An 18,735-nucleotide genomic window follows, 5' to 3' on the forward strand; every position below is an offset into this window, starting at 1 on the left:
GTTCATTCGTTTAACCTCTCCAACTATGCACCAGACTACAAACAACACTTCCCCAACCGCTTTTCCTTTCCAGATCATGACCTTAAATATCGCCAAAAAAGCCGCATTTGCGGCTTCAACATCACGTATTTATCTTACGTGGATACTCTACTGTAGGTTAGAAAATCAACAGCCTTCTGCGCCCAGCTTCGCTCCGAATAAGCCTCATGCGCCATATCCTGTACAATATGAAGCTCAATCCTGCCTACAGCTCCAGACATTTGCTTGTTTTCCATGATGTCCAGATATAACCTCTCCGTCTGTTCTACGGGACATAGTTGATCAGCCTGACCATGAATGAGTTGAATATCCACCTCACTGAGTCCGGATACATAAGCTGTTGGGCTTCTATCCCGTAGGGCAGATGGATCATGCAAAAGCTCACCGATTTCAGTTTCCAAAAATGACCTCAGCTTCGCTCCTCCGCCTGCGTACAGTCCTTCCAGATCCGTAAACGGTGCACAGGCAACCACAGTACTCCATAGCGCCGGGCTTTTACCTGCTACCAGCAATGCCACATAAGCCCCATAGCTCACCCCATAGAGAGATACGTTTGAATAGGAAGATAACATCTGCTCCCGCATGAATTGGATGACATCTGCATCCACGCCGCCCCAATCGTTCTGAATGCGCATCCTGTAATCCATGCCGAATCCTGAACTGCCGGGATAGTTCAGCCCGATGACCCGCACTCCTGCCTGATATAATCCGCTGATGACCGGACTAAAGCTGTCAAACAGGCAATTATGAGGCCCACCATGAAGATAGATGACCACCTGTTCTGCACCCTCCGGGTGCATGTCCATGTACGGAATCATATCATGCCCATAACGAACCCATCCATAGATTACATCGGGTTCCTCTTCAGGATGGTTACCAATTCTCTCATCTCGCTCAACCGGGAAACGGGTAATCGTACGCGTTTGTTCCGAAAACCGGTAAATCCCCGGCACCGGAGGACGTACGATAGATTCATATTTTCCGATCAATCCCTGCCTGTCCCTGCTGAGCACAGCCTGTGTCAAGATTCCCGGATAATCATACAGCTCATACCTCTTCTCTCTGTCCAATGTATATTGAACATATTGCCACCTGCCACAAGTTATCCCTTCGCAGAGGACTAGCTGTTGATGTGGATCAAGTTGCATTCTGATCAGTTCAGAGAAGGGTTGGCTATCCCTTGAACATTCATGCACCCGATCCTCTCCTTGCCTGATCCATCCAGGCTGGAAGCCATCTTCCACAGGAATAGAAACGGCTATCAGATCCCCCTGCTTATCCATCACAGGGTAGGCATACTCCGTATAGGGTATTTCGGATGATGGAAGGATATCTTCGGAATACGAGTACACTCTTCCGAATCCACCAACGTTTACGCCAACCTCTCGTGTTGAAGCAGACCAGAATACAAATTGCGGGTTGTCCAGATCAGGAGTAACCCATCGCGCCTCATCCTTCTCGGGATCGTAAAGACCTATACGGACAGCTCCTGAACGATGTCTAATGGAAAATAGCAGAATTAATTGCCCCTCTTGCCAAGCGGCCTGCATCACAGGAAATGGAAACTTCACAAATAGGCTCTGAACCAGAATTACTTGCTTCTCATTCTCGTATATATGAAGCCATTTCCCCGACTTGTCCTGTGTAATCACCAGAACACGGTTCCTGCCCATAAACTGAATATGCTGCGTGTGCTGATCTGACTCTGTCCCATGTTCAGAAAGGCTCTGACGGCTATCCATGCGACCTGTATCATCAAGACTGCACCATTCGCATGTATTGTCATCATAGCCCAAGAGCATACTCGTTCGTTCCTTGTTCACACTCATTCGTGTCAGGAATGGATAGCCCAACCGGATTTCCTCCTTTCATTCCAGTACTTTAACTGCTCCCATCCCTCCAATTGCGATTCCAGTTTATCAATATACTGGTCCTGCGTGTATGCATCTAGGGGCGTAACGGTCCCCAGTCTGCCTAATGTTTCCCGAATCAATCTGATCTGTGGCAGACTGGCAACCGGCAGCCCCATCATCAATAGACGGTACACCCGGGATGCCCGTTCCTCTGATCCTTGAGTAATCAGCGCGCCAGCGATTTCCACTGCACGACCAAGCAGTTTGGAATGGATAGTGTTTGTCTTCATACGTAACAATTGAATCAACAGTTCATATTCCTGCTCTTGCTCACCAAGCTGTTGATGCAGTACCATTTTTAATTGCAGTACATGCCCCAGCCAATCTACATACGCATCCACACATAACTTCTCCGCAGCCAGCAACGTCCTACCTGCCTCTGCATTGTGACCTGCCCGGAGCTGCAAGCCCGCAATGTTTAGTAGTGTCTGAATCTGAAAAACTCGCTTATCCGGTCCATCAGGAAGCTGGCGTATACGCTGACCCGCCTGTTGCTCCAACGTAATTGCGCGTTCTACATTGCCCTCCTGCATCTCAATTAATGCTTCACCATTATCAAGCGCAGCCCATTTCCCAGTACGATACGTTTCAGTTAGCTCTACTTGGGCAATGATTTCACGAGCTTTCGAATAACAGTGTCGTGCTTCGGTATACTGCTTCCCGTTTTTGGTCATCAGCTGACCCAGCTCAAACCAGAGTACTGCCTGCTGTGTTGCCGACAACCGTTGAAATAACGAATTATGGTCGAAAAAATGAAAACAGGACGTGTAGCGGGCCGGATCAGCCGATTTGGACAACAAAACCCAGGCCAGCCGATTGTAAAGCGCCAATGTGGCCTCTTTTTCCTTCCCTTTATCCTTGTTTACCATTTGTAGATGTTCTTCCAACAAACGTCGGGTCTGATCGGGCGTATCCCTGACAATAGATACCGGAAGTTTGGGGATATCCTCAGGATTACTCGCCATGGTTGGATATCGATGAAAAAAAAGTACTACACTTACTCCCCTTAATTTCTGTCGATACAGGATATAGTGGATGGCTCCCAGATCTGCAGGGTGAAGGTAGGAAGATACTTCAACCAGAACCCATTTCCGATTACCAGGCGTCCACCCTGATCTTTGGAATCTCAATAACGCATTTTTACATGCCACAAGATCATCTATTGGCTGAAATGGATTTAGTTGATAGATCAGCGGGAGAGTAGCATACGGATCACCAACCGCAATTTGTATAACCTTATCCTGCCAATGCGTTATCAGTTTGTGAATTTCATGCTTCACCGCATCTGATGTCCCTTCAACAACAAACAATCCAGGTTCATGATTCACACGAAACCATTTACTTCTCAGATCATGATAATCCGTACTTTCCAGTGAGACAGGCATCATGAAAGTTCACTCTCTTTCGTGATTCGGCATACGTGTATAAGTTCAGGCACCTGTTGTAAATTCAGCGCCGTCATCAATTGATAACTACCCCTGTTGTTTGCATCAAGTGAAGCTTTAATCCGCTGATCCGGATCTGAACTGCACCGATGGAGGCCATATGCAGCAAGCCAACGGGCCCATCCTTGACGTTTCGCTTCTGGTATTGTGAATATATGAGCAAGGAGTACACTGCCAAACTCATCGCTTAACAGGCAGCCACCAATCTTCCTTCCCTCCAGTTCAACAAGCCCGGAACCTTTCAGCAACTTGCCATATACACCCTGATAAATATCCCCGATAGCTTGACGAGCAGCTTCCCAACCTGGACAGGTAGGATCACTGGCCTGGAGCAAGTGTGCAAGGGAATCCGCCTGCCCCTCCGTAGACATCCAAACCGCATCTTCATTAGGCATAGCTGGCACGGGAACGTCCTTCAACTTGCCGAAAAATCGATACCGATGGGCAAGAACATCCGCCCGGTATCCAAGCTTCTCCCACGGAAATGAAGCAGGAACAGTTGCATATAGAGAGGACCATGTGATTTTATCCAAAACGGATGACATCCGATCTCCCCAATATGGATTGGAATGTGCTTCACTCCATAAATCCATTGTATACTGCCCCTCACCCTGATCAATTACCATGAACGAAGATAGGGTTTCGTCGTTTCCAGGTTCAACTGCATAATAACGATCCCCCGTCTTCCCCGATTCGTGCTGGCATTGTGGCAGGATATCAGATATGGATGTTAACATCATACGCTTTCCCCTCCCTGTTATAATCGAAACCTGAATAAACCAGTGGTTCGGATGTAACAGACGGATAAAACCGACGTAGCAGGAAGGTATAGATCCCCATGTAACCGGTCATATAATCCGGGGAGAAGGACTCCATGTCCTCCAGAGGCCACATCCATATGTCTTCCTGTAGATCACTTCGCAATACATACAAACTCTGTGTATACTCCGCTAGTTTGGTTTCATATCTGCCTGGGAACTTGCGGTTAGCCAAGAGTAGAAAATCGCCATTGCCTGCAATTCCGTGACACTGCCCAAAAGAAGCAAATACCGTTGCCTGTGCCACTGCATCCGCTGCTTGAAGTCCAAGTCTGGTACAGAGGGGATCTTGCAAAATATCAGCCGCTGCCATCAAAAATCGACCTATACCCGCCGATCCATTACACCAATGTACCCAGAGTGTATCCGGTTTTTCCGGGGATGCAGGCCACAGGCTCACGCCATTCTGTCCTCCATGACTCGTACGATCAAGTGTATCTACAATCCGCTTCACAGCAGAATAGTACGCTTCCTTTCCTGTACGCTCCGCCAAGGCAAGTAAATAATATCCGATACCTGCGATGCCATGAGAGAATCCAAGGGAATGATGGCCTTTTATGTCCGATTTATCTTTCACTTTCCACAAACTCAATGATTCATCTGTCTGCTCTTCTTGTTCCAAAATATAAACACCCAGTTCCTCTGCTCTTGCCAGAAGTTCAGGGCGGCCGCCAATACGGTATATTTCAAGCAGCATCAATCCCAACCCGGCCGCTCCATGACTAATATTGGTCTGTACTGGCTCATGCCGGGTGATTTCCAATGCCAGATCCTCTGCACGTCGAAGCAACGATGGATCATTTATTCGTTCAGCCGTCTCTGCCATTGCCCAGGGAACAGCGCCATATCCAAAGTATAATGCTACAGGTGTCTCATCTGGATCGTAAGGGTGATTCGTCAATGTCCATTCCAATACTTCATACGCATATTGATGGTATTGTCTGTTTTGTGTAATCTGACCAAGCTGATTAAAACCAAAGATCATCCCTGTCCAGCCAAAGTTGAAATTCGCCGGATGAAACATCTTGCTCATGCTGTTTTCCGGGAACAGTTGCAAGGGGTTATTAAAATCAAGAGAAGTATACAGCTTGTTTACCATACGCTCGGCCTGACGGAGTACTTCTTCTGGCTCCAGATTGCATTCATCCTTCTCTATTACATCCATGCTTTCTCCTGAAGTGACCTCTTGCTGCTCCAGCAATGCAACCAGTGTTTCACGAATTTCTGATAACTCCACATGTCCGCCAGACATCATCTCGATGCCCAGACTCCCCAAGCCACGAAGCTGTGTATTACTCTGATGATCCAGATAAGCCTGTGCAGCTTCCAGATGGGATTGCTGGTATTTCAGATAGGGGTCGATGGATGAAGCCATGTAATAGAAGACACCTCCCAGTGCATACAGATCATCCGCATAACTGGATCGCCTGCTGTGCTCACGTCCCCGTGGCACATAGCCCGGAGTATGACCGGTCAATGGATCGGCCTGACCCTCATCACTTCTGACATAAGCCAGTTCAAGATCAATCAGGCGTACACTTCCATCTGTCAGCACAACAATATTGTTGGGCGTCAGATCATTGATCACAATTCCTTTATCGTGACATTGCTGCACCATATCGAGAATATGTATACTCATCCGATGCATATCCGCCCGGTTGTAATCTGCGGCTACATGTCTGCGATGGATATATTCACGCAAGCTGATGCTTTCAAAATACTCCAGAATCAGATAGCGGTTATTTTCAGTGCTAAACAGATCAAGTGGCCTTGGGGTAACCCCCGTATCCTTCATCAGATCAAGCACGCGATATTCATTATCCAAATAGTTATGAGCAGAGCGCCCACCACCGTCTACACGCATGCGGTAGACCGCTTCTTTCATGACAGCCTGTTCATAGGATGTGCCAGAGATGAGAAATACTCCTCCCTTGCCGGATTTCTTGAGTACACGTCTCACACGAATATTCCGTATACCAAACTCATTGTTATTGGAATCGCAATGACGAGAATCAGCCCGATTCTTCTCCATCGCCTGAATCCGCATTAATTCCTCAGGTTCACTCACCCACTCCGGTTTATACCTGCCAGGTGTTCTTCGATCCTCCTCCAGCTTACCTGCTGGATTCTGGATGGCATACACTTTTGCACCCGAGTACCGGTCATAGTAGAAACGATCAATGAATGCACCATAACGATAAAATACACACTGGCTATCGAGGTATGCCCGATCTGTCGGAATAGCGGGTCCTTTCAGATCGCTTGTACATGAATGCATTAGCTCAAGTAACCTCAAGAATTGCTCTTCGTCTCGTGCGTAGATGGTGACACACTTCCCAGTCTGAGGGAGAGGTATGGAACCGTTAGATGTTTCAATCAGTTTCAGCCCGCTGCTCACTACTTTCCATTGCACATCATTTTCTGTGAGAACAGGTGCAATGCGTCGCAGCAATTCAGCTCCTTCCACAGGGATAACAGACAGATGAATTTTCCAGCCCTGTGCGGGAAGCCTTAATTCTTCCGGTCTAAAACAAATCCAATGGCCGTCATTCGACCATTGGATGGATTGGGGAAGTTCCCGGATTATATGTTCCAAAGCGTTCTCAAAGGCGTCCTTCTTGGGGGTTACGCTTGCGAATTTCAATGAGAATCACTCCTTTTTGAATAAAATAAGAGGGGGAGGTACAATTATTTTAGTAATGCGCGAAAATCAAAGACTTATCTTTCAAATGATTCAGTGAATAGAGCGTGTAAAGAAGTTCCTAGCTCTCGACAACGATTGTTTGTGAGCTAGTCCAGCTGCACACTGTACACAAGCTTGTTTCCTCAAACATGTTGTTATCCTCTTCAACCTCTAGTGCCATCAAATCCTGTACAGATAAAATTTCCTTGTTTTCCATGATATATTACCTCCCATTTGTCTCCCCCTCTTATAAACCAAATTCTACATAAAATTTGATATTCCTTCTTTTTAATTGAATTATTTTACATAAATTATTTATAAAACCCATTTATTTCGCCTGATCATGTCAAATTACTTGTTTCCTCGGACAAAAAAGAGGCGCAATATGACATCAGAATTCAGACTACATCGAGGTCGTTTGTTGCCGGGTACGCTTGCTCCGTTCTTCACGGAAAGGTCGGACAAATAGGCTTGCCATGCCCATACAAATAACAAATGTTCCAATCCCCATGTATACCCATGAAGGGTTGTACGTTTCAATGAACCACCCTCCCAGCAACAACCCAAGTGGATTACTAATGCCACTCATCAAAACACCCATACTGTTCATGACACGTCCTCTCTTTTCTTCCGGGGTGGATAAAAGAATGGAAGTAACCAAGGGTACATTCACAAGAGCAAGTCCCATCATCAACAAAAATGAACATGCAATCGCGATATACAGGTTAGGAAACATCGGCATGAGCAGCAAACTTGTGCCGGAGATGAGATAACTGATCAAAAACCAGTGAGCGAGCGAGAGTCGTTTGGCATATTTACCACTGAGCAGAGAACCTGCAATACTGCCAGCGGCAAAGGCTGACTGAAGCAGACCGTAGCCTTGTGGTCCGGCTTGCAGCACCATATTGGCAAAAATCGGCGTGAAAATGTGCAATGGCGCCCCCGCAAAATTGATAATAGCTCCAAAGATAATGCAGCAGGCCAAAATTTTACGGGAAAACAGGAATGTAATTCCCTGCATGCTATCTTTAACAAAACCGGAGACTCCTTTTTGCTTCACTACTTTGGTTACAGGGATGCGGATAAAGAAAATGGATATGGCGGACAGCAGAAATGTAACGGCATAGATGAACAGGATGGACTGAACGGAGATGAGCGCGATCAATATGCCCCCCAAGGCGTATCCAAGCAATTCAACCGTTTTGGAGGAAGAGTTCAGTAGTGCATTGGCTGGAGCTAATTGTTTTGCAGGTTCTGGCAAAATAGCGGGGATGACTGTCTGGGTTGCCGGATTGAACAAAAAACCAAGGATTGCAATGAGCAGATTGGCTGCGTATATATGCCACGGAAGCATGGATCCTGTCATGAACAAAAGAGCCAATATGCAAGCTACGCCTGCGCGCAATATATCTGTCCAGATCAAAAGTTGCTTTTTGGGAAGACGATCACTAATCGTAGCCAAGGGAATGCCCAAAAATGCATAGATCAAGTACGGCAACATCGGAATCAGTGCAGCAGCGAGTGCCGACTCTGTTAATTGAAGAATGTACCACATCGTTGCCATAGAAAATAAAATCTGCCCTGCGCCAGAAATCAATCTACCAACAAGAAGCACAACAAAAGAAGGAAGGCGCAAAACCGCTCGATAGCTGTCGCTGCGAATTTCATTTTTCATCTTTTTCACGCACCTCTCCCTCGTACGTAACAGATTCATCATCACTAATACGATGCAGACGTGTAACCAAACCTGAATCTCGAATCGTCTGTTGTATCTTGGCTTTTACCCGTTCCAGTTCGGCCGTATACTCGCGTATCTCGTTCAATAAGGTCTGATGGGTTCGTATACCCTCCCTAATCAACATTGCAGTCGCATCAGAACGGTTTTTGGCTAATTCAAGAAATACAAGCTGATCAATGATATCAATCTCTTCCTGACTTAATCGAACGGAAACAACTCCCTTGGCTCCTGAAAGATTTTTGTTCGCCTGCTCCACAGATCGTTCCACCATCTGGTTAAACTGAGCTTTCTGGTCATTGTACATATTCATTTCCTCCATTCTTCACGAGTGCAACCGTATATCGTAATTTGTAAATCGTAAATTGGATTTAATTTACATTATACCTGTAAATAAATGGTTGTAAAGCAAAAAACCTTTGGATTTATCCAAAGGTTCGCTGAGTATGTTATTTAACTAGTTCACTAGTCTCCCTGCCTCCACCACATACCCTCCGATTTTGGGCTAGTGTATTCAAATCCAAATTGAGCATAAAGTTGATCAGCCGGAACATCCGCCAACAGGCTGACTAAACCACGGGCAGGTACTGCTTTACGCAGATAATTCATAATCTCGCTCATGATCAGTTTTCCATACCCCATTCCCTGAACATCCGGGTGTACAGCAATATCGACGACCTGAAAGAAACAACCTCCATCTCCAATCACTCGCCCCATGCCTATCAGCATATCCTCTTCACGCAGACATACGGCAAACAGGCTATTCCGTAATCCAATCTCTGCCCCTTCCCTGCTCATTGCACTAAGGCCGGCAATCTGCCGTAAGGCAAGATACTCCACCGCTGCGGGTGGTGTGTGTTCAATACTCACATGATCCATGAATTGTGCCCCTTTCTGCTTGAATTCATCTACTTCCTGTGTAATAGTGAGAGAAAGCTTACGTGAAGCGTGTTTCATGATACGTGAAGTTGGTGCAAAGGAGGAACAAGTGTGTTTCAACGTTGGATTGAAGATCTAACATCGCGCCCAGGCGCTGTGGCTGTACTGTTTGGAGTCATGGCTTTGCTTCTGGGGATATACATATGGTCTGCCACTGAAGTTCGCCGCAGCCACGAAAGGCGAATGAGAAGGATACGAGATACATTATACATAAGTACAGCCCTCTTGGGACAACTTACCATCCAGGAAAATCGGAATTATGAACGATTGGAACACGAACATGACGATCTGATAACAGCAATGTTAGCCTGCAAAGCTGCATCTTACCTATCTCCTCAGCTACAGGACCAGATCCGTGACTGTATTAAGGATCATGACCCTGCCCGACTTGGACTGATGCACAGAGCACTGGAACGGGAATGCACCGTATTATCGGATGAACTCAGCCGGGAGACTCATGCAGATCATTGGGGCACAGCGGTCTGGACCATCCTTCGGCCCGTAGCCGAACCAGCCGCACTGGCGGCTACAGGTTTTCTGGTTTCAGATCTGGTATTTCGTCAGCGGATGTTGGACGTCCATGTAGACTCATGGGACAGCATCTTGCCATGGATTCGCGCAATTTCCCTGATGATCACCATAATATATGGTTACCTGCTCTGGGCCAGCCCACGACGGGATAGGTCAAGTACAGTAACCAAAATGCTCTCCTTGCTGATCGCGCTATGCTCCTTGCTCCATCTGATTGGACCTGTTGCTGCGCCCTACGCCCTTGGACTACAGCTGATTATATTCACTTCAGGTTTCGGGTTGACTGGGACACGCTCTCGAAGTGATCGCCCCTACGCAGGACATACGGATCTGGAACCAACGAAGCAAGTCTCTACGGAGATGGAAGGAAATACACGTCGTACATCTGGTACCAACACCGACGAATAACCTACGATTCAGCCGCTTCCGTATGATTAAACTTAGATACCCACATCGATGATACGAGACTTGGCCCTCCCTCGGCTGGATTTTCACCGATCAGGTCGTGTCTCCTTACTCGGCATGCTATACGATGATGGATGTCAGTGTCCCAAAATTATCGAGCTTCCGTCTGGCTGATCCTATTGAGTAGCCAGTCGATTTTCTAAGGAACACAGGAAGTCTTATTTGGCCTATACGTCCTCTTTCAAAATTGTAAAGAACCTCAGACACGTTATTTCCCAAAATCGCTCTACAAAAACGCTCTACAACGCCGTACATTTCGATATAACGTGTCTCAAGATTCGTTGCGCTCAATCCCTGCTCATACTCTGTTCCAAGCGCGACTGAGAGGACACGCTCTAAATTCTTCAAGTACGCAAAAAGGGCTGAAACTACATTGTAGCTTCAGCCCTTTTCTATATTACTAATTTTGTCTTGCGAAGAATGATCGGAAGGTTATTCTGTCATCGAAGTAGCATGTGTGACATTCTTTAGTTCACTTTATATCATGGATAATTACTTCACTTATTTGGCTACAACATGTGCAATGACGCGTCCCTTTTCGTACGTGACAGTCACGTCATAACCTTCGGCAGTTACACTGTCGAATTCACCTGTAATTCCATTAGCCGTGATTAACGTAATATCTTTAGAACCTTCAATCTTATAGTTGGACAAGTCGAGTTTGAGACTTCCTCCATCAATATAGAGCTTTCTGCCGACATTCAGCTGACTGTTGTTGTCAGTCACTACCAATTCCAACGTACCGTTATCCATGGTAAAGTTCCTATTTAAGTTGAGTGCTCCGTCGACATCAACGACAACTGTTCCATTTTCTACATACAGATCACCTGTACCAAAAGCAGCTGCAGATTCGGCTACCAGCGTTCCTGCTTGCAGCAATGTTCCGCCAGTGTAGCTATTTTTCCCTGTCAATGTAAGGGTGCCTGTTCCCTTTTTCGTGAGCATTCCACTACCGGTGATATCATTTCTCCACCAGTCTTGTGCATTGAAGCGGCCTTTGGAAGCGTCCATATCCACAGTTACATTGTTCAAGAATTCGCCGTAGCCATCCGCAGCCGTGACCAGATCAATTCTACCCCAGCCCTTGGATTCATCCAGTACAGGATATCCAGAGTCAATGGATGTTGTATACAATACTTGTCTGCGTTGCTCATCTGTTAAATACGGTTGACGCGTTTCCAACAGAGCTTCTGCTCCTTGCGGTACAACTGGAGCCAAACCTTTGGTTCCGGTTTGTGGTAGACCGTAAGTCATCTTTTCTCTATAGAAGGCTTTATTGGCATCATGATCTTCCCATTTGTGTTCATCGTAAGCACTCTTGAACGTGTAATCCTCTGTTACGGTATGTGCATACTCATACAGACTCATATTTTTTTCCTTGGCTGCAGCTCCAAATACTTCTCCTGCATTCTCATAACCTTTCTCTAACACATCTTTGTTCTCAGCCTTATTAAGTGCATATGCAGCCATGGCTGTCGACTGTATTCTTCCTCCTATAACATCAAGCGGTGAGTGCATCCCCGTTACGATTCGATTCTCGCCCAACTGAGCTGCTCTCGTTAACAATTCAGTGAATCGTTCTGGTGTAGCGTATGCCAAAGGAAATACGGATAAGTAAGCTGCACTAGTATGTCCACTCGGAAATGCGCCATCTTTTCCTCTTCCATCCTCAGCGATTCGTTTGACATAAGTTAACGCAGGAATAAGCTTAACGTTGGTTTCGTATTGCTGGTAATGTTTTTCTCCTGTTGATTTGGTGCCGCCTGAAGCCAGAGGTACTTCTTTTTTCTCACCTTCGCCCAAGGTTTCCCATACAGGCAGTCCCTTGCTGTCAACAACTTCTTTCACTTCTCCATTGGAATTCATTCTCCACGGTCTAGGGGAAGAGTAGAAATATTTAGAGGGATTAGATGAGGCAGGAATTTTGAATCGAACCAGATCAACTAAATGGACCAAGTCTGAAAGTTCCGTCTTTGCTTCCCAATCTCCAATGCCTTGGCTTTCATCTTCCACTGTTTCTTCGGTCAATACCACATTCATCTCGTCCACCGTTCGTTCAACGTTTGTCTTTGGCTTGATGATATCTACATACGTGTTAGCCAACGGACCAAAGCCCTCCATCACGCTATAGATCTTATCTCTTTGGTCATCATAATAGGCTGCCAATGTCTCTTCACCTGTGCGATTTTGAGTGACCTTTTCTACATATTTGATATTGGCTTCCCAAGTCGCTTTGTTGCGGATCTCTTCATTTGCATATGTTTTCTGATCAGCGACAGCTACGGTTGGATCATTCTTAAAGCCGTCATAATAAGGGGACGGTCCATCTCCATACTTTGCATTTTTCCCGTCAGCTCCAATTTTAGTTGCCGCTGTTCCATCTCTCCAATCCGCTAGGTTCATGGACCATACTTGATCAAAACCGTCCAAAATATCAATAAACGGATTGGTTTCCGCAATATTTTTCAAGGTGTCGTCTCCGGCATTGGCTCCGTGCTTCACGGCGGACAACCGAGCTTCATCTGCTGGGGGATTAACATTCAGCACAGTTGCCGTTCCCTTTGGCTTAGCTGGTTTGGCAGCTGTAGTAGCATCTGTTTCCACAGCTTTAACGAGCGCAGACACCGCTTCGGCACGAGTAATGGAATTAAGCGGTTTGAAGGTTCCATCTGCATATCCGGAGATAATTTTCGTTGCTGCCGCTCCACCTACAGCTCCCTTGCTCCACGCCGCTATAGACGATGAATCGCTAAATACATTCGCTGCTGTTTCATTTAACTCCAGATTCAAAATGCCAGCGATCACTTTAGCTGCTTCTTGACGGGTGATCGGATCTTGCGGCTTCATTGTGCCATCGGTGTATCCATCTATATATCCATTCGCATTTGCAATAGAAATTGCTTCGTAATACCATGCACTCTCAGACACATCGTTAAAGGTAATTTTAGCTTGTCCGGAATATCCAATGGCACCGTTTACCAAATTCATAAATTCTGCTCTTGTAATATACGTATTCGGTTTAAATGAATGATCCAGGTAACCTCGAATTAATCCTTCATCACCCCATGCTTGAATATTTGCTTCCGCCCAGTGTCCCTTAATATCAGAGAACTGAATCTTCTGATCGGCTGCAAAACTTTTCTCTGCAAATGTCGGACCTACCATAGACAACATTAGAAGTAATGCCAGTGACTTTTTAAGTGGTTTTCTCATGGCTTGCAAATACACGCTCCCGTTATGGTAAATTATTTTTTTGCTTCTGCATCTGCAAATGAGTAAGAAAGACTCTATACAGATGTCTGATCTGCCGTTACTGTAGCATTAGGGAGCGTTTCGCATCTATAGAACAAATTCCGTTTTATATCAAAATCGTACGTTCCGGAGCTTATATGCCAAGAAAAATGGAGTTAGATACTACATTTATCAATTAAAATACCTACTTTTGTAAACGCTTTATTAACTGAAAGTAAATTAGGGAGTGGGAGTTTGTTAAATTTCGATCAACATGATTTCTAGTCATCGGCCTGCTATATAATGATGAAGTTGTTTAGAAAAGAGACATGAAGGGGGAAAAAGAATGCATAAGCCATTTCAAACTGTAAGATCCAAGATGGTTCTTTCCTACCTTGCTGTCGTTCTTGTCATTGCGCTTCTTTTCGGCTCCATTCTATACCTCTTCTTCTCCCATCAATACAGCAAAGAGATTCGAATCAATAATCAGCTGTCACTGAAAAGCACTGTCAATACTATTGAGAGCTCCGTGATCCAGAAGGTGAATCAGGTCTATCTGTCCCTGGCACTCGGTAACGCCGCAAGTATCGATCTAGATAGCTTAAAAGGAAACCATAGCAAAATCCTGGACATCGAACAGTCCCTCAAAAATATGGTGCAAAATTATTCCGATCTCATTGAAGCTATTCATGTGTACGATACGAAGAACCACTTCATCGTCTCATCTGTATATGGGCTATTGCTCTATGAGGACACGCCTTCGAGTGTGGATCATACGACGGATTGGATTACTGCGATGAAAGAGACTCCAGAAAGCTCCTTATGGATGAAGACTCGCATGGTGCCTCAGGATGCTTATATCGAATCACGGGAACAAGGCAAGATGAGTCCTCTAATTTCCTATGTCCATAGTTACCCGTTTCAATCGTCTGGACAAGACAGTAAGGCCATGATTGCGATTGATATCAAAGAATCAGCGATCAGTCAGATCATTAAAAATATGCTCCCTGCTGACTATACAAATACATTAATCATCGATCAGGACGGAACCGTCATATCTGCCGCGGACAAAACGTTGATAGGCAGCTCCACGGAGGAGAATCTGACGCAGTCGCTGCTCACCTTTCATACTTCAGATGAGAGCTTCACACCTGTATTTAACTATGACTCTCATGTCGTTACCCAAGATCAATTTAAAGGAAATGCATGGAGAATCTACACAACCACACCTAATGAAAGCTTCTATTATAAATTGGATAGCTTGAAGGAGATTTCGGTTCTTCTCGGTTTATTGGCTGTTGCGGTTGGAATAGCGATGTCGTCCATCTTTACCAGGGCCAACTATAGTCCTCTTAAACGAATCATGAATAACATCAAGAGCCGGATGGATAGTCCAACCAGCTTAAAGCAGGACGAATATCGGTTCATCGATACAACGTTTAACAGTCTGTCCAATAAAGTTGATAGTCTTGAAGAAACTTTACAGGCCAATCACAGAATGATTAAGCATAGTATCATGCTCAATATGTTAAATAACCGATTTACACCCGAGGAACTTACGGAGCAACTGCAATCTGTTCACATTTCGATGGCTTACTCTCGCTTCCGCTGCATTGTCATTGACCCCGTCAATGAGAAGTGGAAGGATCTGCAGCCACGACAGTTGCAGCATACGTTGTATACGATGATCCAGCAACTGGAGATCGCAGAAATGGATGGAACTCAACTGCTGGCAGAGGAATTGCAGGATCACAAAATAGCAGTAATCATCTGTACCAACCAACCCGAAGAACCGCTCTCTGATCACATTGTAGACTTTATTCACGCTGAGGCGAGCAGCAGATTTGGTCTGGAATTTGTACTATCGTTAGGCGGATGGGTAGAACACTTCACGAAGATTCACACAAGCTATCATCAGGCGAATACCCTGATTCGATACAGCTACTTCTTTCCCGAGCAGTCTGCCATTCAGGATCTTGATCTTCTGAACAGGGAAGCCAGCAGTCTGGAGATCCCGGAGTCATACCTCGTAAACTTTGAAAAGAAATTGCAGACTCGGAATGTGCAAGGTACGGTTCAGGCCATTCAGGAATTGGTCGCGACAATAAAAGAAGGCCCCTATTCAGCCGAATACAGTCGGATCATCTTATTAAAAACGCTATCTATTTACGCTGAGTGTATTAATCAGGTGCGCCTGCAACCCACCGAGGCAAGTTCATTGAATATGTACAAGCAATTTTCATTGTTCTACAATATCAACCGCTATTCGGAATGGATGATTCATCTCGTGACCGAATTTGTGATGCAGATGGAGAAGCGAAGCGAGGTACGAAGTGTGGATACCATCTCGGCTGTCAAAGCCTATATTCACGAGCACTTATCAGGCGACCTCACGCTGGATCATGTCTCAGAGCAAGTATTCATCAGCCCTAAATATCTCAGTAAACTTTTCAAGGAAGAAACCGGGATTGTTTATTCCGAATATGTTACGAATCAGAGAATGGAACGCGCACGGGAACTCATGACACAACGCCAAATTACGGTTGAGCAGGTCGCAAGTACGGTTGGTTACCGTACCCCTGCTTATTTCATTAAAAAGTTCAAAGAAATTCACGGCTGTACACCAAAAAACTTCATGCGCAGTCTAATGGAGCAGGGATCTATATAGGGTCAATTTAACATTTACACAAAAACGGAGAGGACAGAAAGAACCTGAAGAAGCGAAGCGTTCGCCTTTATTCCCGGATTTCTTCCTTTAGAGAAGGAATCAAAAGAAATCTGGGAATAACAGCGATCGGAAGGTTGTTCTGTCATCGGAGTGTCCGTGTAAATATTCTTTGATTAAACCTATATAGAATTTGAAATCAGGAAAGGAGCTGCTATGAACATCAACCATTTAAGAACGCTATGTCTATTGATTGCTACATCTATTCTTATAGGATTGATGAGCGGTTGTACCTTTCTAAACAGAGAAACAGCACAAGTGCAACAGCAGGAACATTTGGCAAGCGCTGAGAAGGATACAGCACCGCAGTATACGATATCCTGGACCATGCATCAAAATATCCCTGTTCCTGAAGACGCCGAAATGATTACATATATTGAGGATCGGTTTGATGTCGATCTGGAGGTGTGGAACCTTGAGAACAAGCGGTACGAGGAACTGCTGGATCTGGAGCTTGCTCAAGGGAAAATACCCGATCTGTTCCGAATCAGACAACCACATGATCTGCTTAAGTATCAAATGCAAGGGGTCTTAGCGGAAATCTCCCCGAAAGTCCTTGAACAATATGCGCCAAATATCGTACAGCGAATTCGCGATTATGATTCACGTTACCTAGAGTATGGAAAAATAAACGGCTCCTTATATGGAATTCCGGCCATTAATCAGACCAACATCTATCGAACCCCTGTTGTATACCGAGAGGACTGGCTTAAGCAGCTTGGTCTGGAGGTGCCAAAGACATTAGATGAATTCGAAACGGTTATGTATGCCTTTGCCAAAGATGATCCAGACGGAAATGGTAAACAAGATACGTATGGCCTATCCAGAGAGGGCTTAAATGTCGTGTTTGGTGCCTTTGGACAGGCCGTTTTCACCGAGCAACTGTATTTTAATGAAAAAAACAACCAACTCGTGATCGGCGCTTTGGAGCCTGAGATGAAAAAAGCCCTGACTTATATGCAAAAGTGGTATCGGGACGGGATTATCGACCCTGAGTTCATAACCGGCGAAAATAAAGGCGGCTATAAACATCTATCCCATGCTTTTATTAATGGAAAAATTGGGATGACCTCGATGGGCAACTATTATCATTGGAATCAAGAGGGAGACTACAGTGTCCTTAATGAAAATGGCCAAGAAACCCCTGTGGGAGCCTCGTTCAATGTTAATGAGCTGTTACAGAAGAACGCAACTGCAGAGGTTGTATTTGGTTCTCCTGTTATTGGTCCTGAAGGACATAGCGGTTCAAAAGGGAACAATCTGCTGATGAATTTTATTGCTATAGGTGCTGAGGCTGCAAAGGAGCCGGGAAAACTGGAGAAAATATTGGAGATACTCGATTATGTAAGTGCCAACCCCGATCCGGAGGAGCAGATCAAAATGGAGTATGGCCTTCCAGGAAAACACTGGAATTGGAGCGCTGAAGATTCAAACTCGTTCCATTTACTTTACCCATACAACAGAATGGAGAATTATATTAATATGATCGGCTCAAGTATCGGCATGACGGTTCCAGGTACACCCTCGGACAAACGTGAACAGTGGGCTGCATCTGCAGGGTTGACGGAGAATGGTATCTATAATCGCCTGGAGGTTGCAACCCCTGCCCTGATTCAATATTCATCTGAATTGATTCGCATGAGAGACAGAGCGTACATCTCCATCATCACTGGCGATCAGCCTGTGGGGTATTTCGATACCTTTGTGAAAGAATTCATGGATGCAGGTGGGCAACAGGTATTGCTTGAAGCGAATCATTGGTATAAGGAGCATATGGAGACAAGTCGCGCACAATAAGTAGGAAGATCTGGAACATACACTTCCCATGAGTTTCTGAAAAGTATACATTTGTGTGTTTCTATGCACCTATCTTCGCTTCCCTCACGTCACTCTCTATCCCTTTGCACTCGCATTTGATCCGCGTAGTGAACGGGCTGAACTGCTTCGTGCCGTGCTTCCGGATTTGGAGGCGCTGCCTGAGGGCGTGTTTTCAAAACGCTTACGTTCGGTCCGCTCCATCTGCACAATCTGACCTTCGTGCACCACGATATGCAATGAACCAAACTCCATGTCATTCAGCTGTCCGGCAATTCGGTCCAACCATACCTCATCCACTTTTAACGGCTTAGCCATAGAGCCGCCTCCTCTTCTCGGGCTATTGCCCGCCATATTCCTAAGTACGCTGTCATCCAACGGATTTATAAATCATTC

Annotated in this window: 13 protein-coding genes; 3 read left to right on the plus strand and 10 right to left on the minus strand. The window is 45.5% G+C overall.

Annotated elements, in window-relative coordinates; genetic code table 11:
• Window positions 1–134: 134 nt before the first annotated feature.
• The 8 genes from EL84_RS00745 to EL84_RS00775 form a co-directional block, all read right to left on the minus strand.
• On the minus strand, window positions 135–1,892 hold the full coding sequence (locus EL84_RS00745) for an alpha/beta hydrolase family protein (RefSeq protein WP_047840319.1): 1,758 nt from the start codon (window positions 1,890–1,892) through the stop codon (window positions 135–137).
• Window positions 1,874–3,340 (minus strand): tetratricopeptide repeat protein, encoded by a 1,467-nt coding sequence (locus EL84_RS00750; protein WP_047840320.1) that lies wholly within the window; start codon window positions 3,338–3,340, stop codon window positions 1,874–1,876. Before EL84_RS00750 ends, EL84_RS00745 begins: the two co-directional genes overlap by 19 nt.
• Window positions 3,337–4,137: a hypothetical protein gene (locus tag EL84_RS00755; protein WP_047840321.1), complete on the minus strand. Its 801-nt coding sequence runs from the start codon at window positions 4,135–4,137 to the stop codon at window positions 3,337–3,339. Before EL84_RS00755 ends, EL84_RS00750 begins: the two co-directional genes overlap by 4 nt.
• Window positions 4,115–6,859, minus strand: a complete 2,745-nt coding sequence (locus EL84_RS00760; protein WP_047840322.1) for a lanthionine synthetase LanC family protein — start codon at window positions 6,857–6,859, stop codon at window positions 4,115–4,117. Before EL84_RS00760 ends, EL84_RS00755 begins: the two co-directional genes overlap by 23 nt.
• Window positions 6,860–6,977: 118 nt before the next feature.
• Window positions 6,978–7,115: a hypothetical protein gene (locus tag EL84_RS31940; RefSeq protein ID WP_161799395.1), complete on the minus strand. Its 138-nt coding sequence runs from the start codon at window positions 7,113–7,115 to the stop codon at window positions 6,978–6,980.
• Window positions 7,116–7,301: 186 nt separating this feature from the next.
• On the minus strand, window positions 7,302–8,573 hold the full coding sequence (locus tag EL84_RS00765; RefSeq protein ID WP_047840323.1) for an MFS transporter: 1,272 nt from the start codon (window positions 8,571–8,573) through the stop codon (window positions 7,302–7,304).
• The gene (locus EL84_RS00770; protein ID WP_047840324.1) at window positions 8,563–8,940 is read right to left on the minus strand and encodes a hypothetical protein; all 378 of its coding nucleotides are present in this window, start codon (window positions 8,938–8,940) and stop codon (window positions 8,563–8,565) included. Before EL84_RS00770 ends, EL84_RS00765 begins: the two co-directional genes overlap by 11 nt.
• 158 nt (window positions 8,941–9,098) lie before the next feature.
• Window positions 9,099–9,512, minus strand: a complete 414-nt coding sequence (locus EL84_RS00775) for a GNAT family N-acetyltransferase (protein ID WP_047840325.1) — start codon at window positions 9,510–9,512, stop codon at window positions 9,099–9,101.
• Between the two features lie 111 nt (window positions 9,513–9,623).
• Between EL84_RS00775 and EL84_RS00780 the strand changes: the two genes are divergently transcribed.
• Window positions 9,624–10,511: a hypothetical protein gene (locus EL84_RS00780; protein ID WP_047840326.1), complete on the plus strand. Its 888-nt coding sequence runs from the start codon at window positions 9,624–9,626 to the stop codon at window positions 10,509–10,511.
• Between the two features lie 558 nt (window positions 10,512–11,069).
• On the opposite strand, the gene EL84_RS32815 is transcribed toward EL84_RS00780, so the two are convergent.
• Window positions 11,070–13,781 (minus strand): S-layer homology domain-containing protein, encoded by a 2,712-nt coding sequence (locus EL84_RS32815; protein WP_047840460.1) that lies wholly within the window; start codon window positions 13,779–13,781, stop codon window positions 11,070–11,072.
• A gap of 364 nt (window positions 13,782–14,145) precedes the next feature.
• Here EL84_RS32815 and EL84_RS00790 point away from each other — a divergent pair, with 364 nt between their 5' ends.
• Together EL84_RS00790 and EL84_RS00795 are read left to right on the plus strand one after the other, a co-directional pair.
• Window positions 14,146–16,467 carry a helix-turn-helix domain-containing protein gene (locus EL84_RS00790; protein ID WP_047840327.1) on the plus strand — a complete coding sequence of 774 codons (2,322 nt, stop codon included), beginning with the start codon at window positions 14,146–14,148 and terminating at the stop codon, window positions 16,465–16,467.
• 213 nt (window positions 16,468–16,680) lie between these two features.
• A complete protein-coding gene (locus EL84_RS00795) occupies window positions 16,681–18,321 on the plus strand; it encodes an extracellular solute-binding protein (protein ID WP_047840328.1) in 1,641 nt (546 codons plus the stop codon).
• A 96-nt stretch (window positions 18,322–18,417) separates the two neighbouring features.
• Here EL84_RS00795 and EL84_RS00800 read toward each other — a convergent pair whose 3' ends face one another.
• Entirely contained in the window at window positions 18,418–18,657 is a 240-nt protein-coding gene (locus tag EL84_RS00800) for a YezD family protein (protein ID WP_036607453.1), read from the minus strand.
• Between the last annotated feature and the right edge of the window lie 78 nt (window positions 18,658–18,735).

Origin of the sequence: Paenibacillus sp. VT-400, assembly GCF_001029205.1 — a bacterium.
In the GTDB taxonomy this organism is placed as follows: domain Bacteria; phylum Bacillota; class Bacilli; order Paenibacillales; family Paenibacillaceae; genus Paenibacillus; species Paenibacillus amylolyticus.